This is a genomic window from Pseudomonas sp. FeS53a, assembly GCF_000931385.1.
GTDB classification, from domain to species: Bacteria; Pseudomonadota; Gammaproteobacteria; order Pseudomonadales; family Pseudomonadaceae; genus Metapseudomonas; species Metapseudomonas otitidis.
This window is the reverse complement of record NZ_JYFT01000015.1, coordinates 126,444-149,174: the sequence shown is the minus strand read 5'-3', so window position 1 is coordinate 149,174 and position 22,731 is coordinate 126,444. Positions and strand designations below refer to the sequence as shown.

Below are 22,731 nucleotides of genomic sequence, written 5' to 3'. Positions count from 1 at the left end.
TTCATCAGCACGTACAGCGTGGCGCGGAGCAAAGTCAGGTGCTTCGCTGAACCATGCCCAAGATGGTCTGTCGGAGCTCCTCCTTTGCCTCTGCGTCGGTGATATCACCCGCTAAAGCCGCTTCTGAGAGCGCATCAGCAGCCCCGAGCATTGCCCAGAGACTTGCCGTTGAAATGCCCTCGGCCCCAGCAAAAGGCATGAATATCCCTGCGCACTTCTTGATGAAGAGCTCCTGATACTGACGCTTCAACGCTGCCAGCTCCGGCGCTCCACTCAGTGCGGCCAATACGCCCTGAATTTCACGCCCTTGTGTCAGTACACAATCGACATACGCGCCAGCGACCACGCCAGCTTTATCCATCAAGGTGGATTTGGCTTCCAGGACCGCAGCATCAAAAAGAGTTGTCTGGCGGACGTCATAGTCCTCGTAGAGTGCAACCAACAGGCCATTGCGGGAACCGAAGTGATCGTAGACCACCGGTTTCGTGACCCCGGCTGCCTCAGCCAAGCGACCAAGACTGAGGGCGTCCGTACCCTCACTGCCAATGAGTGACCATGCAACCTCTAGCAACTGGCGGGTACGCGCTTCTTTAGTCAAGCGACGGCGTGAAGACGGAAAAGTAGACGAGGTCATCGGGCCAGCTTTCTCTCTTGCACTTCCATAAACACGCTGGCACCGATCTGATCTGCTTTCTCTAGAGCGGATTCCGGATAGCCAACATCAGATGCCAGTAGAAATGACGAGCTGCGTACTTGGGCGCCGCAGTAGTCAAAGATGCCGTGGTCAATCTGGGTCTTCATGGCTGATGCGTAACCATGTCGGTTAAATGTTCCCTCCCCAGCGCCACCGACTGCAACCAGGTGGACCTGCAGTCGGCGCAATTTCTTGATCACCTTTCCGTTGCCGTTTTCTTCATAGGCCCAGCCGTTGGTGAACACTCGGTCAACCCAGCCTTTGAGCAGGGCGGGGAACGACCACCAGTAGATGGGATAGACCAGCACCAGTGCATCTGCCCGATCCAGCCGTGCTTGCTCCATGGCAATCTCAGTACTCGGCGATGCCTGTCCTTGAAACAGTGCCTGATCTGCCAGGTTGAAACGGGGGTCGAAGCCCTCGCTCGCCAGGTCTGCAAGTTCGAAGGTGTGTCGGTGGGTTCCAGCCTCGATGCCAAGCGCGATACGCCGGGCGACAGCGTGCGTCAGCGAGTCAGGATTGGGGTGAGCTACAACGATAAGGGCGTGCATGTTGTTACTCCAGTGAAGGCTGGTTCGAGATTGAAAGGAGGAGGGAGACTCTACCTACCTTTGGTAACCTACCATTGGTAGCTATTCAGTGGAAGGCTTTGCGAAATAAGGGGCGCTCCTTCAGAAGACTGCTGAATCCCTGAAGTGCTGCTTTGTACGTTGCTCAATGCCGCTGGCAGTGCCGAGGATTGATGAACAGGGAAGTACCGAGGTGATCCCTTCATATCCGGTTTGGGCTCAACCAGTCGGCGCATGTAGGCGACCGCCCGGCACGTAGAGTCCTAGGCTCTGCTGTGCTTGCAGCAGGCATCGAGGATGCCTGGGTGAGAGGGCCGGTTCGCGTGGTGGAAGGATTCAGTCGTTCAGCGGCGCGCCGGTGCGCAGGCCTGAGACGACCCGGGATGCCTGGATGTCCGCCAGGAAACGCTCGGTATCCCGGTTGGAGCGCAGGCGCACGACGCGGCAGGTGGAGGGCGCGGTGGCGGCGAGCTGTTCCATCTTGGCCCGGGCCGATTGCCGGGTGCGCCACATGAAGCCGAGGAACTCGGGGAGGTTGCCCAGTTGCTCCGGGCAGTTCTCCGGCAGGTCGGGGCGGGTGCGGCCTCGCTGGGACAGGGTACGCAGCAGTACGCGCCAGAAACGGAGCGGCGCCGAGCGGTCGATCCAGACCATTAGGTCGGCCCGGGCGAGCCGGTTGCCCCAGGTTTCGGAATGGCCGCCTTCGAAGATCCAGCGCTCACGGGCCTCGACTTCGTGGCATAGGCGGGTCTTCTCGTCCCGGGTGCGTTCCACCCAGCCCGGCTGCCAATGGATGGTGTCGATGTGGACGACCGGCAAGCCGGTCAGTTCACCCAGCCTGCGGGCCAGGGTGCTTTTGCCGGACCCGGGTTGGCCGATGATCATCACGCGCTGCATCAAGACTCCTTCTCGCTGTACGTCCTCGACAGGGCGGCAAGGGTAGGGCAATCAGGGCCTGCCTTTCAAAGCCTAGGTAGGATGCGCGTGCTAGCCGGCTGGTGCGTTTGACAAAGCGGGCACCGACTTCCACATGCAATTGCCTCGAGCAGCCCATCGGCAAGATGCTCCGGGCCCAGCTGCGCACCTGAGCGGGCATGGGCCCCTGCCGGGGCAGGTTTCTGTCTGATTGAGGAGTTCCGATGTCGATCTGGATCACCGCCTTGCCCGTGCTGGCGGTCGGGCTCGGCGCCCACTACCTGCGCACGGCGGCGCGCAAGCCGGAGCTGGTCTACCAGGCCAACCCGGAGAACCAGGCACTGATCGCCCAGGTGCCGCGCCTCACCCGCCGCTTCTGGGCGACGCCCTGGCTGTTCAACGGCCACCTGCAACTGCTCGGCCTGGGCCTGAAGAAGGCCTTCGCCCCGCGCCTGGCCTACGACCGGGTCGACACCCTGCGCATGGCCGATGGCGGCACCACGGCGCTGCACTGGCTCGGCGCCGAGCTGCCGGCGGACGTGCCGACCCTGGTGGTGCTGCACACCATCACCGGCTCGCCCCACAGCATGCGCGGCTTCGTGCGGGACCTGCAGCGGCTCACCGGCTGGCGCGTGGTGTTCTGCGAGCGCCGTGGCCACGGCCGGCTGCCGCTGACCAGCCCGCGCTTCAACACCATGGGTGACACGGCGGACCTGCGCGAGCAGCTGCGCGTGATCGGCGAGCGCTACCCCCACTCGCCGCTCTACGCCGCCGGCATTTCCGCCGGCACGGGGCTGCTGATCCGCTACCTGGGCGAGGAGGGCGAGGCGACGCCGTTGCGCGGCGCCTTCGCCTACTGCCCGGGCTACGACATCCGCGTGGCCTTCGCCCGCTCGCGCGCGCCCTACACCCGACTGATGGCACGCAAGCTGGTTCGCCAGTTCGTCACCCCCAACCGCGACGCGCTGGCGCACCTGCCCAGCCTGGCCGCCCTGGAGGGCGCGCAGAGCCTGGATGAATTCCACCGTCACCTGTACGAGTGCGCGGGCTACCCCAGCCAGCAGGCCTACCTGGAGAGCTGCAACCCGATCACGGTGATGGAGACGGTGAGCATCCCGCTGCTGGTGCTCAACGCCGAGGATGATCCGGTGTGCGTGGTGGGCAACGTGCGCGACCACCAGCACGCCATGGCACGCATGCCCAGGACCGTGCTGGCGATCACCCGGCGGGGCAGCCACTGCGCCTACCTCGCCGGGTTCACCGCGCGCTCATGGGCGCATCACCTGGCGGCCGAGTTTCTCCGGGCGGTTCACGAGCGCCCGCCTGCAGAGCGCTAGAGCAGGGCAGCCGCCCGGTCGGTCTCAACCGGCGCGGTGCGGCTCGCCAATGGCCGCGAGGCCGCCCAGGGCGAAGGCGAGCATGTGCTCCAGCAGGGGTTGCGGCTGGGTATCGAGGCCGGGCAGGACGGTGGTGCTGAGGGTGTCGTGGGCGATCAGCAGGAACAGGCAGGGCGAGAAGATATTCAGGGCGCTACGCAGCACCGCCGGGTCATCCTCCGGCAGGCCCAGCAGTTCGCCGATGATGCGGCGGGCAGCGCGCGCCTTGGGGAAGGATTCCATCTTCAGCACGGCCGGCAGCAGCGGGGAAGGGGAGAGCAGCTCCCGCGCCAGCACCTTGGCGGGCCAGGCCAGGCGGGGGCTGCCGAGGCTGCCCAGCAATTCGGCGATGAGCCGGCGCAGCTTGTCTTGGCCTGACAGTTCGCTTGTAGACAGCGCCTCCAGCGTCTCCAGGCTCATGATCCGCTGGTGGGCTTCCAGCAGCACGGCGGTGTAGAGGCCGTCCTTGCCCTCGAAGTGGTAGTTCACCGCAGCCGCGTTGGCCTGGGAGCGGGCGCAGATCTCCTTGCTGGTGGTATTGGCGAAGCCGCGTTCAGCGAAAACCTGCCCGGCGATCTCGAGTATCTGCTGGCGTGTGGCCTGGCCGTCCTGGCGAGATGCGCGACCGGCGGGCTGCTGCTCTGTAGCTGTCATGGAACCGACTCTGTGTGGCTTAGTTTAAATTCAAATTTGACTTTGTTTTTGACCTGTCCTAGCGTCTCAGGGGCCGACACCTTCCCGCAGGGAGGTGAGATATGTGATCCGTCCGCGCCTGATCCCCATCGCAACCAACGATGCAGGTTACTTCAATGCAAACACGCGTGATGGTGCCATTCAGTTATTTTTCCCTGCCGATGCAGAAGCAGTTCCTGCGCAACCGCGAAGCGATTCGCGGCAAGCCTTACGCGCGCTTCTTCAGCGGAGACATGCAGGTCCCGTTGTCTGCCGTGCAACTGTTGCAGCGCGGACCGTTGCCCCTTGAGCAGACCCTGACGCCGTCGGTGGACGACATCAATCGCCTGCTCGATCCCGACTACCGCAGTGCGGAAGCCGGGTACGCACTGTTGAGCGGGCCGATGGCCTATGTCCAGAGCCGGAAGTTCTTTCCGGGCTGTAGCGCACGCATGTTCGAGTGGTGGTTCCTCTGGCACCCGCTGGAGGCCGAGCGCTACATGCTCTGGTTTCCCTATGCGCACGTGAAGAATCCCTGCCTGAATGCCCACAAGCTCTGCGACGACGGCTGCTGCTTCACCGAGCGGCTCTACGGCAACAGCTTCTGCGCCACGGAGTACGTCGGCTCGCGCCTGATGGACCTGAAGATCGACTTCCGCGAGCCATCGGAACTGGGGCTGGACCCGGCGCTGTACCGCGAAGCGAAGATCGATGGCAGCGTGAGTGCGCTGATGAGCCTGGCCCAGGAGCCGGACGTGCCGGTGTCGCTGATGGTCCACTTGTTCAAGGAAACGGAGGAGGGGATGTGGCTGACCAGCCGTTACTGGGTCGGTGCGCACCCGTCGATGGCGCGGTTCCCCGGTGCTGAACGGGCAGAGAGCTTGTTGGCCGGGTTGGGGCTGGATGCTGCCGGGCTGGAGGAGCTGGCATTCGAGTTCGCGGTGCACGATCTGTGCGAGTTCAATCACCTGGCGAGTTTCCTGCCGGAACTCTACCGCGAGTTTTCAGGCCAACCGGCCTGATCCTGGACGACCCGCGCTCCCTGCGGGTCTTTGTCTTGCTGGTCAGGCGGTGGGGGAGGCGCAGACACCGCTGGTCAGCATGTTGATGAAGTCATCGATGTCCTCTTCGGCCCGCAACTGGTCGGTGAGCAGGCGGTACCAGCAGAACCCGAAGATCATGTCGAGCAGCAGGTCCTGGTTGATGTCCTTCGGCAATTCACCGCGATTCACGGCATTTTCCACCAGGCGCTTGGGCACTTCCCGGCGCCGTTCCATGAACTGATCCTTGAGTTCCTCCAGCGTTTCCGGGTCCAGCTGGGCCTCGGCGATGACGCTCCGAAAGGCCAGGCCGCAAATGGTCTCCCGCCAGATCTTCCAGAGATTGTGCAGAAGAAACGAGAGATCTTCGCGGAACGAGCCAAGTTCCGGGAAGATGCGGATCTGCTCGCTTTCCTTCTCGTACACCTCAGCAATCAGCGCTGCCTTGTTCCGCCACCAGCGGTAGATCGTCGGTTTGCTGGCGCTTGCCCGTCTTGCGACGGACTCGATGCTCAACCCGGCATAACCGCTTTCCATCAGGATCTCGGTCGTCGACTTGAGGATGGCTTTGTGCGCATGCGGGCTACGCAGCGAGCCGATGGAGCTTCGTGAGCGTGTTCGAGTCAAGGCAAAAGTCCCCATAGAAAATGTGTTGACAAACGAATTCTAAGGTATAGGCTGATTTTACGAAACGATACGGACCGTTTCGTGCAGTGAATTTGTAACAAAACTTCCTCTTGAGATGGGGGGATCGGGTCGGCGGTCACATATCACGGCAGAAGTAACCACGGCTACCGATACCTCTCTCTCTTGGGCAAACGAAGTTGAAGTGTTTCATAAAATAGATACGGTACGTTTCGTATTCTAAAGGAGGTCGATGACGGGAAGGTGATGTTTGCGCAATGCCCTGCACAGCGCCGTTGGCGCTGGCAACGCAAGCACGCCCCAAGCGTGAGAGAGCTATCGGTGCCCGTGAAACAACCTGCGGACGTCGCGGACACCCTGTGGCGAGCGGACGACTCGTGCGTTCCCGCCCGGAACTAGAAAGCAGGAGTGCCTTTTTTCGATGTGATTTGCGTGCTGCCCATTCCGGACGGCAAGGGATGGCTTGTCTCAATGAAAATGTGCTCAAGAGGAATACGACCGTGCATAAGACAGGAATTGTCAGTTACGGCTACGGGCTGCCCGTGTGCCGCCTGAAAGTCGAAGAGGTGCTCAGCGTCTGGCGTAACGCCGACCTGAGACTGGTCAGGGATCAGTTAGGGATAACCGAACGTGCCGTGCTCCAGCCGGACGAAGATGTCATCACCCTGGGTGCCCTCGCGGCCCAGCAGGCGGTGGAGCAGGGCGGTATCGCCGAGCTCGACGCCCTGTACCTGGGAACCTGCACCAACCCCTATGAATCCCGCGCCTCGGCAGCGGTGATCCTGGAGATGCTCGGCAGCGGCTACGACGCGTTCTGCGCCGACGTCCAGTTCGCCGGCAAGTCCGGCACCTCGGCCCTGCAGATCGGCCACGCCCTGGTCGCCTCCGGCATGGCCCGCAACGCGCTGGCCATCGGTGCCGACACCATCAACCGCAACACCGCCCCGGGCGACCTCACCGAAGCCTACGCCGGCGCCGGTGCCGCCGCGCTGCTGCTGGGCCGCGACAACCTGATCGCCGAGTTCGACGGCAGCTTCTCCTGCGCCGCCGACGTCGCCGACAACATCCGCCCGCAAGGCGAGCGCTACATCCGCTCCGGCATGGGCCTGGGCTCCGACAAGAACAGCATCGGCCTGGAAGAGCAGACCGCCCGCGCCGTGCACGGCCTGTTCAAGAAGCTCGGCACCTCCAGCCATGACTACGACTACGCGGTGTTCCAGCAGAACCTCGTCTCCACCCCCCGCTCGCTGGGCCGCCACCTGGGCTTCGAGCCGCGCCAGATCGAGCCCGGCATCTACGCCGGCAGCGTCGGCGACACCGGCTCGGCCAGCCCGCTGCTGGGGCTGATCAACGTGCTCGACCAGGCACGGCCGGGGCAGAAGATCCTCCTCTCGTCGTACGGGTTCGGCGCCGGCAGCGATGCCATCGCGCTGACGGTCACCGACGCCATCCTCGCCTACCAGCAGCGTGCCAAGCCGCTGCGCAAGGTGCTGGAGAACAAGGTGTACGTGGATTACGGCACGTCGATCAAATACGAATTCAAGTATTTGCGTGCCGACTACGCCCTGACCGCCTACCTCTGACCGCCCGTACTGCAAGGAGCACAACCATGACTGCACGTCGCGTTGCAATCGTGTCGGCCGCCCATACGCCGAAACCCGGCAACTCCCGCGTCCGGCAGACCTTCAAGGAAATGATCGTCGAGTCCGCCTACGAGGCCATCCACGCCGCCAAGATGCACCCGCGTGAAATCCAGGGTGTCGCCTACGGCTACCACGGCGAGGGCATTTCCGAATACGGCGGCCTCGGCCCGACCCTGTCCGACGCCCTCGGCATCAGCCCCGCGCCCACCTTCATGAGCACCGCCAACTGCACCAGCAGCTCGGTGTCGTTCCAGATGGCCCACCAGATGGTGGCCTCCGGTGAATACGACATCGTCCTGTGTGGCGGCTTCGAGAAGATGACCGACCACTTCAACTACGCCGAGTACATCGGCTCCAGCACCGAGTGCGAGTACGACTACTTCCTCGGCATCTCCCACACCGACGCCTTCGCCCTGGCCACCGCCGAGTACTTCCACAAGTACGGCTATGCCGGTCGCGAGGCCGACGTGCTCGCCAGCTTCGGCCGGCAGATGCGCATCTACGCCCACAACACCCCCGGCTCCACCCGCTACGGCCACCCCATCCCCAGCCTCGAAGAGCTCAAGCGCACCGAGGCCTGCGGCTCCATGCTCGCCTGGGGCGAGGCCAGCGGCTGCGCCATCCTCGTGGCCGAGCACCTGGCCCACAAGTACACCGACAAACCGGTGTTCGTGCGGGGCTGCGCCTACACCGGCGTGTCGCACTACTACGGCACCCGCTACCACAACCCGACACTGAAGTACCCGGGCCTGCCCCAGGACGTCGGCATGGCCGTCTCGGCCAACTCCATTGCCTGCGCCGAGATCGCCTACAAGAAGGCCGGCATCACCGCCAAGGACATCGACGTCGCCCAGGTCTACGACCTGCTCGGCGCCGGGCTCATCCAGATGGAATCCATGGGCGTGTGCAAGCCCGGCCAGGCCGGCGACTTCGTCCGCGAGGGCGGCATCGCCCTGGACGGCCAACTGCCGTTGAACACCGACGGCGGCAACATCGGACGCGGCCACGCCTCCGGCGCCGACGGCATCCTGCACATCACCGAACTGTTCCGCCAGTTGCGCGGCGAGTCCACCAACCAGGTTCCCGGCGCCCGTATCGCCGTCTCGCAGAACCTGGGGGGTTACGCCGCCCACAACTCGGTGATCGTCCTGGCCAACGACTGAGGAGTGTCGACCATGTCTCTCTACCCCGAACAGATCCACCGGATGACCACCGCCAGCATGCTTCGCGAATGGCGCGAGCACGGCGGCAAGTACCGGCTCGAAGGCAGCCGTTGCGACGAATGCCACGAGATCTTCTTCCCCCGGCGCACCGTCTGCGGCGCCTGCAACTCGCTGAAGGTCAGCGCCTACCGCTGCGAGCGCACCGGCCATATCGAAGTCATGGCCAACGCCGAGAACCCGATCCTCGCGGCCATGGGCTACGGCGAAGTGGTGCCCCGGCACATCGCCATGGTGCGGCTGGACGACGGCCTGGTGATCGCCTCCGAGATCGTCGACGTCGTCGACCCGGCCCAGCTCAAGGTCGGCGCCCGCGTGAGGATGGTGGTGCGCAAGCAGGTGCGTGAAAGCAACCTGGCCTGGCAGTACGCCTACAAGTTCGTACTCGACCACTGAGGCTCTTGCCGCGGGGCCCGGAAGGGCTCCGTGGCAGCTAAAACAAGAACGTCATTTTCCGGCGTGCGGTTTACGCCCTTTTCTCCTGCCGCTGCCCCCCGTAAGTGCTGGCCCACGCCAGCGCTGACGGGCTTGGCTGTGCCTGAAGAACGGGTTCTTACCCACTGAATGAACGAATTTTGAACGATCAACGAGGATTCAACATGTCGACTCTTTGCCAACCCCACGTACTGTTCCCGCAACACAAGATCACCCAGCAGCAGATGATCGAGCACCTGGAGAACCTCCACGGTGACCACCCGCGCATGGCCCTGGCCAAGCGCATGATCCTCAACACCGAGGTCAACGAGCGCCACCTCGTGCTGCCCATCGACGAGCTGGCCATCCACACCGGCTTCACCCACCGCAGCATCGTCTACGAGCGTGCCGCCCGCGAAATGTCCTCCGCCGCCGCCCGCCAGGCGCTGGACAACGCCGGCCTCAAGCCCGAGGACGTGCGCATGGTCATCGTCACCTCCTGCACCGGCTTCATGATGCCGTCGCTCACCGCCCACCTGATCAACGACCTCGGCCTGCCGAACTCCACCATCCAGCTGCCCATCGCCCAGCTCGGCTGCGTGGCCGGCGCCGCCGCCATCAACCGCGCCCACGACTTCGCCACCCTGAAGGCCGACAACCACGTGCTGATCGTCTCCCTGGAGTTCTCCTCGCTGTGCTACCAGCCGGACGACACCAAGCTGCACTCCTTCATCTCGGCGGCGCTGTTCGGTGATGCCGTCTCCGCCTGCGTGCTGCGCGCCGACGACGAGGCCAAGGGCTTCCGCATCAAGGCCACCGACTCGTTCTTCCTGCCCAAGAGCGAGCACTTCATCAAGTACGACGTGAAGGACACCGGCTTCCACTTCACCCTCGACAAGGCCGTGATGAACTCCATCAAGGACGTCGCCCCGGTGATCGAGCGCCTCAACCAGGCCGGCTACCAGCAGAACTGCGCGCAGAACGACTTCTTCATCTTCCACACCGGCGGCCGCAAGATCCTCGACGAACTGGTCCGCCACCTGGACCTGCCGTCCGAGCGCGTCTCGCTCTCGCGCACCAGCCTGTCGGAGGCCGGCAACATCGCCAGCGTGGTGGTCTTCGACGTCCTACGCCGGCAGTTCGACAGCTCCCCCAAACCCGGCAGCAAAGGCCTGCTCGCCGCGTTCGGGCCGGGCTTCACCGCCGAAATGGCACTCGGTGAATGGGCAGCCTGAGCACGCTCGGGCACGGTGGCGCGGGGTAACCCGCGCCACCTTTTTCGGCTCCTTAGAAGAGGAGGGCTGGCCATGCGCGAGCAGGCAAGCGACACGGGCTGGGATGCCCGCTACGAAACACGCATGGTGATCCTGCTGTCGCTGAGCTTCGGCCTGGTGGGGCTGGATCGCTTCATCATCCTGCCGCTGTTCCCGCTGATCATGCGCGACCTGCAGCTGGACTATCAGGATCTCGGCAACATCTCCGCGGCCCTGGCGCTCACCTGGGGCGTCTCCGCCCTGGGCATGGGCTGCCTGGTGGAACGGCTCGGCGCCAAGCGCGTGCTGGTCGTCTCCGTGCTCGCCTTCTCGCTGCTCTCGGGGCTCTCCGCCCTGGCCGGCGGCGTGCTCGGGCTCATCCTCCTGCGCGGCCTCATGGGCTTCTCCGAAGGCGCCTTCACCCCCACCAGCATCAGCGTCACCACCCAGGTCTCGCACCCCCGGCGCACCGGCTTCAACATCGGCGTGCAACAGGCCGTGTTCCCCATCCTCGGGCTCGGCCTCGGGCCGCTGATCGCCGCTGGCCTGCTGGCCTGGCTCGGCTCCTGGCGCTGGGTGTTCATCAGCGTGTCCATCCCCGGGTTCATCCTCGCCTGGTGGCTGCAGCGCACCTACCGCCCCGTCCCCGCACCCCTCCAGGCCGGGCAGGAGCGGCCCTGGCGCCTGTGGCTCGCGGCCCTCGGCAGCGGCAACGTGCGGCGCAACATCGGCATCATGTTCTGCATCCTCACCTGCCAGTTCGTGCTCTGCGCGCTGCTGCCCAGCTACCTCACCGACCACCTCGGGCTGTCGCTGGAGGCGATGGCGCTGGTGATCTCGGCGATCGGCTTCGGCGGCTTCGTCGGCCAGCTGATCATCCCCGGCCTGTCCGACCGCTTCGGGCGCAAGTCGGTGGTGCTGCTCTCGTTCTGCGCCAGCGCCGCGCTGGTCGCCACGCTGATCGTTACCCCTGCCGAGCCCTGGCTGCTGTTCCTGGTGCTGTTCTTCATCACCTTCTTCAACTTCAGCCTCATCTGCCTCACCGTCGGCCCGCTCACGGGCGAATCGGTGGCGCCGCACCTGCTCACGGCCGCCACCGGCATCGTCATCGGCTTCGGCGAAATCCTCGGCGGTGGCCTGGCGCCGATCCTCGCCGGCTACCTCGCCACCCACCACGGGTTGCCATCGATCCTCTACCTGGCCCTGGCCGGCAGCCTCGCCGGCCTGTGCCTGGCGCTCGGGCTCAAGGAAGGCCGCGCACAGGCACCCCGCGAAGCCACACCGCCGGCCAACGCCGCACTGCTTATTAGGGAGTAATTGAAATGGGCGACTACCTGAAAGTCCTCGACATCGAACACAGCGGCGGGCCGCGCATCGGCCTGCTGGGCGACGACCCCGCGCACACGGTGCGGGTGCACGGCGAAAGCAGCGGCCTCTACCAGACCCTGCAGGACTGCGCACGCCGCCACCAGGACCACCTGGCGCACCTGCGTCACCTGCCGGGCCCGACGCACACGCTGCCCACCCTGCGCCAGGAAACCCGCCTGCGCCCGCCCGCCATGCCCGACAACCCGCTGCTCACCCACGTCAGCGGCCTGCCGCTGGGCGCGCGGGACGACGCCGGCTGGTTCTACAAGGGCAACGGCCGCGTCCTGCGCATCGACCGCGACGACCTGGAAGTGCCGTACCACGTCCAGGCCATCGCGGCGGACGCCTGCCTGGTCTCCATCTACCTGGTGGGCTCGCGGGGCCAGTTGCTCCACGTCGGCGTCACCCTCGGCCACGACCTGCACGACCCGCTGCAGGGTCAATCCGCCCGCGCCCACCTGCTCGAATGCGCCGTGGCCTCGGAACTGCTGCTGGGCGAACTGGACGAACCGCTGCACCTGCGCCAACGCATCGAACGCAACGGCACCTGCTTCAGCGAAACCCACCTGCGCCTCGACCCACAGGCCTGGCGCGCCTCGCGGGAAGCCGGCGAAGCCCTGCTGGAGCAGCATCCGCAATTCCTCCAGCCGGGCATGGTCCACTACCTCTTCAGCCGCCTCGACAGCGAAATCGTCGCCACGCACCTGCAGCACGGCGACTGCCTGGAACTGAGCTGCCCCATGCTCGACATGCGCCTCGAAAACCGCATCGTCGAAGAAGAACTGCGCCACCTGCTGCCGCTCTCATCGCGCCGCCGCACGGGGCAGGGCAGGGCGGCCTGAGTCATCCGCCGGGCGGCGCTCCGCGTGAGGCTGTAAGGTGGGCCGGGCGGCTCCAGTACATAGGGTGGGCTTCAGCCCACCGTTCCTGCCTGGCACACGCAACAAAGAAAACGCCGCACCGTCATGCGGCGTTCCCGGCCGAGTCCTAGAAGAACCGCTTCCAACTCGGCCCATCACTCAATGCCGGGTCATCGTGCGCGGCCATGAAGCGCGGCAGGTCCCGCCGCGCAATCCACAGCTCCCCCTGCCAACGCAGAGCGCCGACACGCTGGTTCGCCCAGGTCATCAGAATGCGTCGCGGGCTGGCATCGACCTCGCGGTGGTAGTCGTACAGCGCGGGGATCACCTCATCGCTGAGCCACTGGCTCAACGCGCAATGCTCCGGATGCCCGAAGCGATACAGCGCCCGGTAAAGCCCGGCCTCGCTGATCAACTCCAGCTCCTCGCAACGACCGCTGGCAAAACGCAGCATCGCGAAACGGTGCTGGTGGGGATACAGGCGCTTGGTCAGCCGATAGGGGCGGGCGGCGGCGATCATCAGCGCGAAATCGATGGCGACGAACCAGGGGCGGTTGTCGATCATCACGGCGCGCAGTTGATGGCAATGGCGTTGAAAGGTGATGGGGGTGGATGCGTCATGCATGGGTGTAGCTCCAATGTCGTTTAAGGAGCTGCCACCTACGTCGCTAAACGAAAGGGTGGCAGACCGCGCGGGGTTAGCGAACCGGAGACATTGGAATCCGGCAGACCCGAGGGTCTCCCCACGCGGTCCGCCATAGAGCGGTGCAGAAGAACTGCATGCGTGCCAATGCCTGCAAGAAACATCCGCCGTTTCTCGCATGCACCAGCTGGCGCAATCGCGCCAATGTCTTTCGGGTCGCTAAACCCGGCCACGGGATTGACCGTGGCGGGGGGGAGGATAGGGATGGGCAAGCGGGAGGGCAAGAGGAGGAGGGGCTTACGTTCTCTAGTCTGCGGGCCTTGCCTGGCAGATAGACCCTATAACCGCCGCTCGTGAATGGCTGTCTACTCGAGATTAGCCTAGAGCCTAGCGGTAGTTCAGTTGGTCTATTGGACACCAATTCAACTTAATGAAGTTGTGTCGCAAACACTGACTGTAAGAATGGGGGGATTTATTTGAACTTGGGAAACCACGTCCTTAGGGCGTGGTCATGAGTCATCGGCTCTGCCTGTGACGATTTGAATTGAGACCCCAGCAGGAGAACACGTGCCGTAGGGTGTGCCGTGCGCACCGCCGCACGGTGCTTCCGGCGAACTCCAGGTGCGCGTGGCACACCCTACGTCCAAACTCTGAAGTCTGGCTGCGCCCCCTTATAGGGGGCCAAAGCAAGTCCACGTTCTACGAACGTGGATTTTTACTCTAAGGAGTCGACATAGGCCAAAGAAACTAAATAGCCCTCATTGATTGGTGTGTAGAACAGTGCGTGATTGTCTTTTGTTGTAGCCACTAAAGTGTCGTCAGCCGTGAAGGCGAGCCCAGTTAGTTCGGTCTCCCTGCCGCCACTTGCATCCAGCTGCTGATACGCGTCCCAGTTTCGTGTGTCGATAATTGTGATGATGCCTTCAGAGCTGCCAATGGCAATAATAGGGATTGAACTGGCGCGCGTTAGATATAGTAGGTTGTTGGTTTCAATTGCGCCCTTTAAAAATCTCAGATCGGACTTTTTTAAATTTTTCGGTGAAAATAGAAAATTGCTTATGATCTCGTCATCACTGCAATTGAGAAGGTTGCTGCGTCGCGATGACGGTAAACGTACACTTTCACCAAGCCCCATGATTAAGCCTGCGACCTCCGAAACTTTGTTAATCATGTATATCTTTCCATGCGATGTGGAAAGGAGTACGAGATCTCCCTTGTAATGACTTATGGCGTATATGTAGTCATGGAAGGGCAGCTGAATTTTTCGGGCCTCCACTTTCGAAGAGCCCAATCGTACTACGTGAATTTCCTGGCAATCTCCCGAAATCCATACCTCGGTGTCATTGATAAACTCTGCACAATAGAACCATTTTGGCCTGCAGTAGTCAGCATATATAGGTTCGCATGAGTCTGCTTTTTTGTGAAAAATAACATACTCCTGAAGGCCATATACCAAGATAAATTTTCCGTCATTGCTTGTGGTGATGCCGATTGGATCAACCCCGCCAAGATCTATTTCTTTATTTAAATTTGGGATAATTAAGCTCCCTTTCTGATCTAGGAAGCTAATTTCTCCAGAATTGCTAATGCAAGCTGCCCTGACGCCTCCCTTAAATTTTAATTTTCCGTTTGGTCCAGGGCTATTCAGGAACTGAATGTTCCCACTATTGCCGATTAATAATAAATTTTCTTTATTACGCGATCCGGCAAGTGCGTGCAGGTTGGAACTCACCGGCGTGTAGAAGCTGTGTCGCTGCTGATATATAGGAAGATCGGATATTTTGATGTCAGCCTCCAGGCTGGAGTAGAACCAGGGGCGCTGCCGATTTTCCGTATCTCTAATTACTGAGCAGCCAATCTCCTTAAACATCTCCTCAATGCTCAATTTATGATTTAACAAAAGCCTCGTGAGGTATTTTGTAAATCGGCTATTAGATTCTTGGCCATCTAATGCCACATCACCGTAACTGGTGGAATAGGAGAGCAAGAGATTGCCTTGTTTTCTTTCATTTCTTGCGCGGATTTCATGAATAGATTCATTGATGGTGCGTGCCGAGATATCCGACTCATTAAAGGCAACTCTGCAGGCATCAAGCACTATGACTCGCGTCAGTTCTAGGTCTTGTGTTTCTTGGAGTAATTCGTTAACAGTGTAAGCGCTGAAATTTATGGCTCCAGCTGTGAATTCGGTAATGTCGATCGGCAGAAGATATCCATGTCCTAGATGTTCATAGGCATGCCCTGCAAAGAAATAGAAAAACAAATCGCCAGGGTTCAATTTACGCTTGATGATGGTAATGGCTTCAGTCATCGCCTCACAGGTGGCATTGCAGATTAGCAATGAATCAAAACCACGCTCTTTCAGCGCTCGGTGCACGGCCTCTGCGTCGTTCGTCGCATTATCAAGTGGATGATTCAAGTAAGCTGAGTTTCCGATGACCAATCCATAGCGCTTCATAAAAATCCCCAAATTCGGTTTAGCTTAATGGCTGGTTGATGTTTAGCCTAAGAATAAAGCTCTTTGCTATCTCCAGCACGGTTTCCTCAAACTCCTCAGCTGCCCACGTATTCGAGTGCCTGCTCATCGCGCGATGTTGTCATTCGCGAGTGATCAGTCGTTGAGCAGAACGGGCCGGCTTATTGTTAGGGCCGCCATCTGGTCGACGAAGTGAAGTGCGCGAGCCGCTACCGCAGATAAAGCATATAGTCCCGGTGGCTGATCCTCCTGCTACCTAACACTCGATTCGATAACCACGCCCAGATGAGCCGCTCCCTTTTCGTTTAGTGTCGCGCTCTACCAGCAACCGACCGGTCAGTACTCACCGGTTGCACGTCCTTCTTAACCCTCATCAGGCCCCCATCGTGTTCAAGAAAATCAAAGGCATCCTCGGCATCCAGCCCAAACCAGCAGGTGAAAACAGCTACGGCAACCATCTCCGTGGCGGGGCGGACGAAACCTGGCCTGAGGCCCTGAACCGTTTCGAGTCGTTCTGCCTGAGCCTGCATGCGTTCTACGACGAGGAGGGGGAAACCTATGAGCTGTACTTCGACGAGTACTTCCAGGACGGCACGCTGTTCGAGTGGTCGGGCGCTGTTTCCGACGAGGACCTGCTGAGCGCCGAGACGCAGCATGCGTTCGCGATGCCGGAAGAGTTGAAGGCGCTGTTCAGGAAGCGCTTCGCCATCTACGACGTCATTGCGGATCGCGGCCGCTGGGGCGACCGTCGCATCCTCGAGATCTACGGGCGTTCGACCTCGACCTCCTACCCGTGCCTGCACGCGTTCTGCCCGGCGATCGCCTGGAACTTCGGCGAGTACTTCGCCAGGGAAGAGTTGGCGGAAGAACAGATCGCGCACCTGAGCGCCAACTACTTCTGCTTCGGTCGCTGGTCGGACGATGACCACTACTGCACCTACCTCCTGGTGGACCGCCACGGCAACTACGGGCGGTTCCACTTCCACACCGAAGACTATCCCGGCACCCTGCAGCGGCTCGAACCGCTGCTGAACGGCCAACCCCTCGATATGACGCTGGATGCGCTGATGGTCTGGGCGATCAACAGCTCAATGGAGTACCTGCTCGAACGCAACGATCTGCCCAGCCCGTATGGGAAAGAGGCTTGAGGCACCCAGCGCGAAAAGAACCGTATGCGGGGCTTACAAGGGACACCACGGGTCACCGCCGTTTGCGCTCTCATTCAGCTTCTTGAAGTGTCTCACCCAAGCAAAGTTGTAAGCAGTAACAGACATTTTCGTCTTGCAACTGGCGTCGCCTTTTGAAATCAGCACATTCAAGAAGTAGCCGGCGCCCGTGCCTGATGGCGAGTAAACAGAAAGCTCAGTGGCTCCATTGCTTACTTCCTTCTTCACCTGTTGGTTATTTACGAAGCCAGTGACTTCTCCAGTGCGAACATAGCTTGGCCTATAGCACTTCGACAGGTAGGTCTCGACGCGTCTGGCAACCAGTTCGCTCTCGTTGTTGAAGCAGTATTCCGGGCTTTTGGTGCCCGTTTGCAGCAGCTCCTCCTTGGTTTCAGGAAAGATTGAACAGCCGCTTAGAAGGATGAAGGAGATCGCTATGAGTTTCTTCATGGAACTGTGCAGTACCAAATTGTGGGTGAGTGACATAGCCAGCGTTGTGACGGAAAAGGCTCACAGCCGCTGCGTATACTGGGGGGCAGGAATTGCCAGGAGGGCGGAAGGGTATCTGATTTGAGATTACGAACCCGCAGGAAATCTGTCTGTAGCTGGTTATAGGTCGGGCATTACTGCTCCAGAAGTGCTTGCTTCTGGTCGAAGCTGGCGGGTTCTCTGGAGAAGATGGCCCCTCAGTCCAGTGTGAAGCTGAACCTGGCTCATCAGAGCGACGCTGAAATTTCTTCAGTCACCCAGTTGATCCATACGCCCGCCGCGTCAAGAATGACGCAGCCGGCGGCACAAGCTTCATATCCATGAAGTCCGCAACGACACGGCGAACCTGAAAGGAGTCAGGTGATATGGAAGTCGATCCGAATTCTTCGCTGAAAGAAGCCGCCGCCCAGTTTTATACCCGCCATGGCCTCCCTGTCGATGGTGGCGTCAGTGCCAAGCGCTGGTCACCCGTGGGCTGCCGCGACCTCAAGGTCTATCTGCCGAATTTCGAGTGGCGCCGGCGGGCGCTGCCCCTCCATGACATTCACCACGTCCTCACCGGCTACCCATTCCGGCCAACCGGCGAGTTCGAGATGGCCGCCTGGGAATTCGCCGCAGGCCGTTACCCCAACCCACTCAGCACACTGTTCTGCCTGCCATTGGTGAGCATGGGGGGCCTGTGTCGTACCCAGGCGCAGCTTCTCGGCCTTCGTGCGCGGCAAGCACAGCCGCACGCTGTACCGGGGTTACGCCGATCCGGAGTTGTTCGAGAGGAGGGTGGCGGACGTCCGCGCCGAGGTGCTGCCTTCCGCTCCCGTAGCCGCGACGCCCTGGCATTACCTCGAATACCTAGCCTTGGGCGCCTGCTCAACAAGCGTGATCGCGCTGCCGTTACTGGGTATCCCCCGGCCAGATCGACCTGGGCAGGCACTTCATCCAGTTGCTCCAGCGTCTTGGTCTGGCCTGGGGATGTGAATGTGCCCAGCAACTTGCCGCCTCGGGAGGGGATTAAGGCGTTGAAGGTGGAGCAGAGGAGGTTATGTGCCGCAATGATCAAGGTTGAGTTACATGAGTGCATTACTGCTTTTGCCTGAAAAAGGTGCTCTATTAAATTGTTTGACAAAAAAACTATGAACGGGATGCCTGCCTATAACTGAAATTGTTTGCTTCGCCCTCTTGGATTCAGCCAAGATTTTGTATTAATAAAATGCCAGAAAAGACACAGCAAAGGAGTGAAACATGGATAGTAATGAAGTCGTGCCGGAAGATAAGCCTAAACTCTTGAAGGCCGTGGAGTTGATTGTGGCTAAGCCCGAAGGCATTAAGCGTGAGTCGTTGCAGTTGATGGAGAAGCTTAAAGAAGCTCACCCCACCAAGCAGGAAAATGAAATTCGAAAGCTGGCCTCGGAAAAGATCATTTCGAATTACAGCTACTATGCCGCATTCGCAGGGGGTACCACCGCCTTAACAGGCGTGATACCTGGCATTGGGACCGCCGTCGCTATTGGCGGCGGCGCCAGTGCGGATGCTGTGGCGTGCATGAAATTTCAAATAGAAATGACCATGGCCTTAGCGACCGTTTATGGGCATGACGTTTTAATTGAAGAAGAAAAACGTCTCTGCTATATCATTGCCGGCCTTGGCGCCATTAGTGAGGCTGCAAAAGAAGGCGGTAAAGCTGTTGGGTCAAAAGCATTCATCAAGTTAGTGCAGGAAAATCTAAAGGGAGCCACTCTCCAGGCAGTTAAGGAAATCTTTAAGAAACTAGGGATAACCTTCACGCGCAAGGCTCTGGAAAAGGCAATACCTTTTGGAGTTGGTGTGGTCATCGGATTTTCTGCCAATAAAGGTATTACTTGGTACGTTGGATCAAAGGCACGCGACTTCTTCACATCAGATGCCTAACCAAGTCGATTGTTTTTCTTTTGGGGTCGACTATCGAGTCGGCCCTTTAGTTTGTCGTAGTGTCCGCTAACTAACTTATAGCGGACACTACGACCCTTGGGGCACTACAAGCGTAGAAGCCCATTCACACCACAAAGAACCCACTCGTCCCATCCCGCCCCAACTGCTCCACCAACCCAAACTCCCAATCCAGATACGCCTGCATGGCCTCGCGCGGGTTGTCGGTGCCTTCGTAGGGGCGGCGGTAGCGGTCGATGCGCGGTGACAGTAGGCCGCTTTCGCCGGCTTCAACCGGCAGGCCGGCGTCGGCCCAGGCGGTGTTGCCGCCGTCGAGCAGGAAGGCCGGCTTGCCGGTGATGGCGGCCACTTCGTCCACGGCGAAGCGGGCCAGCAGGCCGCTGCCGCAGGTGAGCACGTAGCGTTCGGCCTTCGGAGCCGTGGCGAGGGCTTCGCGAAGTTGGACGCGCAGCACCCAGCGGGCGCCGGGGATGTGGCGTTTGACGTGGTTGGCGCTGGCGGTGAAGTCCAGCACCACCGTGTCGCCATGCTCCAGCCAGGCGGCCAGGGTCTGTGGGGCGATGGCTTCGACCTGGGGCAGGGCGGGCAGGGCGGGGCGCCAGGCGCCGCTCTCGCTGAAGTCCGCTGCTGCGAGCCCGTCCAGCACATGCACCTCCCAGCCCAGTTGCGCCAGCCAGGAGCCGGTCATGTTGGCGCGGGTGCCGTCGTCGTCGGCGAGGACGATGCGGGCGCCGCGCACGCTGGCGTAGTGGTCGGTCTCCTGCACCAGTTGGCCGCCGGCGACCCAGCGGGCGCCGGGCAGGTGGCCGGCGCGGTATTCCTCTTCGGTGCGCACGTCGAACAGGTAGGTGGTGCGGCCGGCCTCGGCGCGCCATTCGCTTAGCTGCGTGAGGCTGGCGCGGCGCACGCCGGCCTTGTCGGCCACGGCGCGGGCTGCCTGCGCGGCCTGCTCGCGGGTTTCAACGCTGACGTCGGTGAAGCGCCGTTGCTGGCCGTGCTCCAGTGCCTGCCCGGCCAGGGTCCAGCCGATGGTGCCGTTGCGCAGGGCGGCCACCGGGTTGGGGATGTCGGCGTTCACCAGGGATTGGGTGCCGATGATGCTGCGGGTGCGCCCGGCGCAGTTGACGATCACCCGGGTGCTCGGGTTCGGCGCCAGTTCGCGTACGCGCAGCACCAGTTCTGCGCCGGGCACGCTGATGGAGCCGGGGATGTTCATGGTCTGGTACTCGTCGAAGCGGCGGGCGTCGAGCACCACCACGTCGGCCTTGGCGTCCAGCAGCGCCTTCACCTCTTCGGCGGCGAGGGAGGGCGTGTGGCGCTGGCTTTCCACCAGTTCGCCGAAGGCCTTGCTGGGCACGTTGACGTCGCGGAACAGCTCGCCGCCGGCCTCGCGCCAGCCGGCGAGGCCGCCTTCCAGCAACGCTACGTCGCTGTAACCGAGTTGAAGCAGACGCTCGGCGGCGCGCTCGGCCAGGCCTTCGCCGTCGTCGTAGAGGGTCACGGCGGTGTCGCGGCGGGGCACGCGGTCGAGCACTTCCAGTTCGAGCTTGGAGAGCGGGATATTAGCGGCGAACAGCGGGTGCGCCTCGGCGAAGGGCGCCTCCTCGCGCAGGTCGATGAGGGCGACTTCCTCGTGGGCGAGGAGGGCGGAGCGGATGTCGGCAAAACGGCGAAGGGGGATACGGCTCATGGCGCCAGGCTCTCTTTCGACAGGTCCCAGATATTGGGCAGGTGGAGGTTGGAATAACCGGAGATGAAGGGCTTCTCGACGCCGCCCTCGGCATAGACGGCGCGACGCACCGCACCGATGTTGGCGCCGTACACGTGGATGCTGATGGAGGTGCGGTTCTCGAAGGCGTTGCGCACCTGATGGATGTCGCCCACCCGGGGCGACACGGCGACCACGTCGCCCGGCTGCAGAGATTCGGCCGCGCCGTCGGGTCGCAGGCTGCCGTCGGCGTTGCGGGCGAAGCCCTGGCTGAGTTCGGCGCCGCGCAGCATGCCGATCAGCCCCCAGGTGCGGTGGTCGTGCACCGGGGTCGATTGGCCGGGGCCCCAGACGAAGCTGACGATGGAGAAGGCCTGGCGCGAGTCGGCGTGCAGCAGGTACTGCTGGTAGCGCTCCGGGCTGGGCTGGGCGTAGGCGTCCGGCAGCCAGTCGTCGGTGCTCACCAGGTCGCGCAGCAGCGCGGCGCCCTGGTCGAGTATCCGTGGCTCGTCCGGTGCCTGGGCGAGGAGGTCGGCGAGGTCGACGATGAAGCCGCGTAGCCGTCCGAGGTTGGGCGTTTGAGACATGGTTCCCTCGATGTCCGTGAGTGCGCAGCGGTAACCGCTACCGTGCCGGGGCAAAAGATATTATTCTTCTTGCGTATTCTTCCAGCCATTTATTATGCGAATAAAGAATGAAGATAGATGATATCGATGCATTCGTGGCCGTCATCCGCAGCCAGTCGATCAGCCAGGCGGCGGAGTCCCTGCAGCTCACCCAGCCGGCCATCACCCGGCGCGTGCAGAACTTCGAGGAGGCCCTCGGGGTCAGCCTGCTGGACCGCAACACCAAGCCGCTGAAGCCCACGCCCATGGGCATGCGCGTGTACGAGCAGTGCCGCTCGGTGCTGCGCGAGATGGACGCCCTGCGCGAACTGGTGCTGAGCGATTCCTCCCCCAGCGGCGTGCTGCGCCTGGGCGTGCCGCAGACGGTGGGCGACGTGGTGCTGCTGGACGCCCTCAGCCAGCTCAAGACCCTCTACCCGGACCTGCAGACCCAGGTCTCCACCGGCTGGGGCAGCCACCTGCTGGGCAAGATGGAGAACGGCGAGCTGGACGCCGTGGCCGCGCTGTTCCCGGCGGGCAAGGTGTTCCCCGAAGGCATCGTCGGGCGCTCCCTGGCGCGCATGGACCTGGTGGTGGTCGCGGCCAGGGGCGAGGTGCGCAAGCGCTCCTGCAAGCTCGCCGACTGCTACCAGCGCGGCTGGGTGCTGAACCCCGATGGCTGCGGCTTCCGCGCCGGCCTGCAACGTGCCCTGAGCGACGAGGGGCTGTCGCTGCGCATCAACCTGGAGACCTTCGGCACCGAGCTGCAGCTGGGGCTGATCGCCAATGGCCTGGGCTTCGGCCTGGTACCGCGCCCGCTGCTGGAGAACAGCCGCCACCGCGAGCGCCTGGAAGTGGTGCCGGTGAGCGACTTCAAGCCGGTGATCGACCTGTGGCTGATCCACCCACGCTTCCTCGGCAACCTGCAGGCGCCGGTGGCGCTGTTCGGTGAAACCGTGGCCCAGCGCGTGGCGCACCAGGCGGAGGAAGGGGCTGCGGCAGGCTCATAACCAAAGCATCTTGCATGTAACAGCATCGGCTAGATGCACGAT

General features: G+C 62.0%; 22 protein-coding genes. 12 read left to right on the top strand and 10 right to left on the bottom strand.

Annotation, left to right across the window (positions count from 1 at the left end; all coding sequences use genetic code 11):
• Positions 1-34: 34 nt before the first annotated feature.
• The 3 genes from SZ55_RS06135 to SZ55_RS06125 all read right to left on the bottom strand — a co-directional run bounded on the left by SZ55_RS06135 (position 35) and on the right by SZ55_RS06125 (position 2,160).
• Positions 35-634, bottom strand: coding sequence for a TetR/AcrR family transcriptional regulator (locus SZ55_RS06135; RefSeq protein WP_044402922.1), 600 nt, complete (start codon positions 632-634; stop codon positions 35-37).
• The gene (locus SZ55_RS06130; protein WP_044402919.1) at positions 631-1,245 is read right to left on the bottom strand and encodes an NAD(P)H-dependent oxidoreductase; all 615 of its coding nucleotides are present in this window, start codon (positions 1,243-1,245) and stop codon (positions 631-633) included. The genes SZ55_RS06135 and SZ55_RS06130 overlap by 4 nt, the downstream gene beginning before the upstream one ends.
• Positions 1,246-1,599: 354 nt before the next feature.
• Positions 1,600-2,160 carry an AAA family ATPase gene (locus SZ55_RS06125; RefSeq protein WP_044402916.1) on the bottom strand — a complete coding sequence of 187 codons (561 nt, stop codon included), beginning with the start codon at positions 2,158-2,160 and terminating at the stop codon, positions 1,600-1,602.
• 242 nt (positions 2,161-2,402) lie between these two features.
• On the opposite strand from SZ55_RS06125, the gene SZ55_RS06120 reads away from it, so the two are divergent.
• Complete coding sequence (locus SZ55_RS06120; protein ID WP_044402913.1) at positions 2,403-3,515, top strand: YheT family hydrolase; 1,113 nt, start codon at positions 2,403-2,405, stop codon at positions 3,513-3,515.
• 24 nt (positions 3,516-3,539) lie between these two features.
• On the opposite strand, the gene SZ55_RS06115 is transcribed toward SZ55_RS06120, so the two are convergent.
• Positions 3,540-4,208: a TetR/AcrR family transcriptional regulator gene (locus tag SZ55_RS06115; RefSeq protein ID WP_044402911.1), complete on the bottom strand. Its 669-nt coding sequence runs from the start codon at positions 4,206-4,208 to the stop codon at positions 3,540-3,542.
• A gap of 155 nt (positions 4,209-4,363) precedes the next feature.
• Between SZ55_RS06115 and phlG the strand changes: the two genes are divergently transcribed.
• Positions 4,364-5,248, top strand: a complete 885-nt coding sequence (gene phlG / locus SZ55_RS06110; protein WP_044402909.1) for a 2,4-diacetylphloroglucinol hydrolase — start codon at positions 4,364-4,366, stop codon at positions 5,246-5,248.
• Between the two features lie 42 nt (positions 5,249-5,290).
• Here the strand turns inward: phlG and SZ55_RS06105 are convergent, their stop codons facing one another.
• Positions 5,291-5,893 (bottom strand): TetR/AcrR family transcriptional regulator, encoded by a 603-nt coding sequence (locus SZ55_RS06105; RefSeq protein ID WP_044402906.1) that lies wholly within the window; start codon positions 5,891-5,893, stop codon positions 5,291-5,293.
• 518 nt (positions 5,894-6,411) lie between these two features.
• Here SZ55_RS06105 and SZ55_RS06100 point away from each other — a divergent pair.
• The 6 genes from SZ55_RS06100 (at position 6,412) to SZ55_RS06075 (ending at position 12,651) form a co-directional block, all read left to right on the top strand.
• On the top strand, positions 6,412-7,494 hold the full coding sequence (locus SZ55_RS06100; RefSeq protein ID WP_052807540.1) for a hydroxymethylglutaryl-CoA synthase: 1,083 nt from the start codon (positions 6,412-6,414) through the stop codon (positions 7,492-7,494).
• Positions 7,495-7,520: 26 nt separating this feature from the next.
• Positions 7,521-8,717 carry a thiolase family protein gene (locus SZ55_RS06095; RefSeq protein ID WP_044402899.1) on the top strand — a complete coding sequence of 399 codons (1,197 nt, stop codon included), beginning with the start codon at positions 7,521-7,523 and terminating at the stop codon, positions 8,715-8,717.
• Between the two features lie 12 nt (positions 8,718-8,729).
• A complete protein-coding gene (locus SZ55_RS06090; RefSeq protein WP_044402896.1) occupies positions 8,730-9,170 on the top strand; it encodes a Zn-ribbon domain-containing OB-fold protein in 441 nt (146 codons plus the stop codon).
• A 203-nt stretch (positions 9,171-9,373) separates the two neighbouring features.
• The gene (locus tag SZ55_RS06085; RefSeq protein WP_044402893.1) at positions 9,374-10,423 is read left to right on the top strand and encodes a type III polyketide synthase; all 1,050 of its coding nucleotides are present in this window, start codon (positions 9,374-9,376) and stop codon (positions 10,421-10,423) included.
• Positions 10,424-10,495: 72 nt separating this feature from the next.
• On the top strand, positions 10,496-11,758 hold the full coding sequence (locus tag SZ55_RS06080; protein WP_044402890.1) for an MFS transporter: 1,263 nt from the start codon (positions 10,496-10,498) through the stop codon (positions 11,756-11,758).
• Between the two features lie 5 nt (positions 11,759-11,763).
• Positions 11,764-12,651 carry a hypothetical protein gene (locus SZ55_RS06075; protein ID WP_044402887.1) on the top strand — a complete coding sequence of 296 codons (888 nt, stop codon included), beginning with the start codon at positions 11,764-11,766 and terminating at the stop codon, positions 12,649-12,651.
• Between the two features lie 145 nt (positions 12,652-12,796).
• Here SZ55_RS06075 and SZ55_RS06070 read toward each other — a convergent pair whose 3' ends face one another.
• The gene (locus SZ55_RS06070; RefSeq protein ID WP_044402884.1) at positions 12,797-13,294 is read right to left on the bottom strand and encodes a BRO-N domain-containing protein; all 498 of its coding nucleotides are present in this window, start codon (positions 13,292-13,294) and stop codon (positions 12,797-12,799) included.
• Positions 13,295-14,027: 733 nt separating this feature from the next.
• On the bottom strand, positions 14,028-15,770 hold the full coding sequence (locus tag SZ55_RS27320) for a caspase family protein (protein WP_082078155.1): 1,743 nt from the start codon (positions 15,768-15,770) through the stop codon (positions 14,028-14,030).
• A gap of 404 nt (positions 15,771-16,174) precedes the next feature.
• On the opposite strand from SZ55_RS27320, the gene SZ55_RS06065 reads away from it, so the two are divergent.
• On the top strand, positions 16,175-16,936 hold the full coding sequence (locus SZ55_RS06065; protein ID WP_044402881.1) for a hypothetical protein: 762 nt from the start codon (positions 16,175-16,177) through the stop codon (positions 16,934-16,936).
• A 33-nt stretch (positions 16,937-16,969) separates the two neighbouring features.
• On the opposite strand, the gene SZ55_RS27895 is transcribed toward SZ55_RS06065, so the two are convergent.
• The gene (locus tag SZ55_RS27895; RefSeq protein ID WP_152644443.1) at positions 16,970-17,404 is read right to left on the bottom strand and encodes a hypothetical protein; all 435 of its coding nucleotides are present in this window, start codon (positions 17,402-17,404) and stop codon (positions 16,970-16,972) included.
• A 404-nt stretch (positions 17,405-17,808) separates the two neighbouring features.
• On the opposite strand from SZ55_RS27895, the gene SZ55_RS27890 reads away from it, so the two are divergent.
• Together SZ55_RS27890 and SZ55_RS06060 are read left to right on the top strand one after the other, a co-directional pair.
• Positions 17,809-18,537, top strand: coding sequence for a hypothetical protein (locus tag SZ55_RS27890; RefSeq protein WP_152644442.1), 729 nt, complete (start codon positions 17,809-17,811; stop codon positions 18,535-18,537).
• Positions 18,538-18,682: 145 nt separating this feature from the next.
• On the top strand, positions 18,683-19,348 hold the full coding sequence (locus tag SZ55_RS06060; protein WP_044402878.1) for a hypothetical protein: 666 nt from the start codon (positions 18,683-18,685) through the stop codon (positions 19,346-19,348).
• 124 nt (positions 19,349-19,472) lie between these two features.
• Here the strand turns inward: SZ55_RS06060 and SZ55_RS06055 are convergent, their stop codons facing one another.
• Positions 19,473-21,056, bottom strand: coding sequence for a rhodanese-related sulfurtransferase (locus tag SZ55_RS06055; RefSeq protein WP_044402875.1), 1,584 nt, complete (start codon positions 21,054-21,056; stop codon positions 19,473-19,475).
• Complete coding sequence (locus SZ55_RS06050; protein ID WP_044402870.1) at positions 21,053-21,661, bottom strand: cysteine dioxygenase; 609 nt, start codon at positions 21,659-21,661, stop codon at positions 21,053-21,055. Before SZ55_RS06050 ends, SZ55_RS06055 begins: the two co-directional genes overlap by 4 nt.
• Before the next feature lie 107 nt (positions 21,662-21,768).
• Between SZ55_RS06050 and SZ55_RS06045 the strand changes: the two genes are divergently transcribed.
• Positions 21,769-22,689: a LysR family transcriptional regulator gene (locus SZ55_RS06045; RefSeq protein WP_044402867.1), complete on the top strand. Its 921-nt coding sequence runs from the start codon at positions 21,769-21,771 to the stop codon at positions 22,687-22,689.
• Positions 22,690-22,731 lie beyond the last annotated feature (42 nt).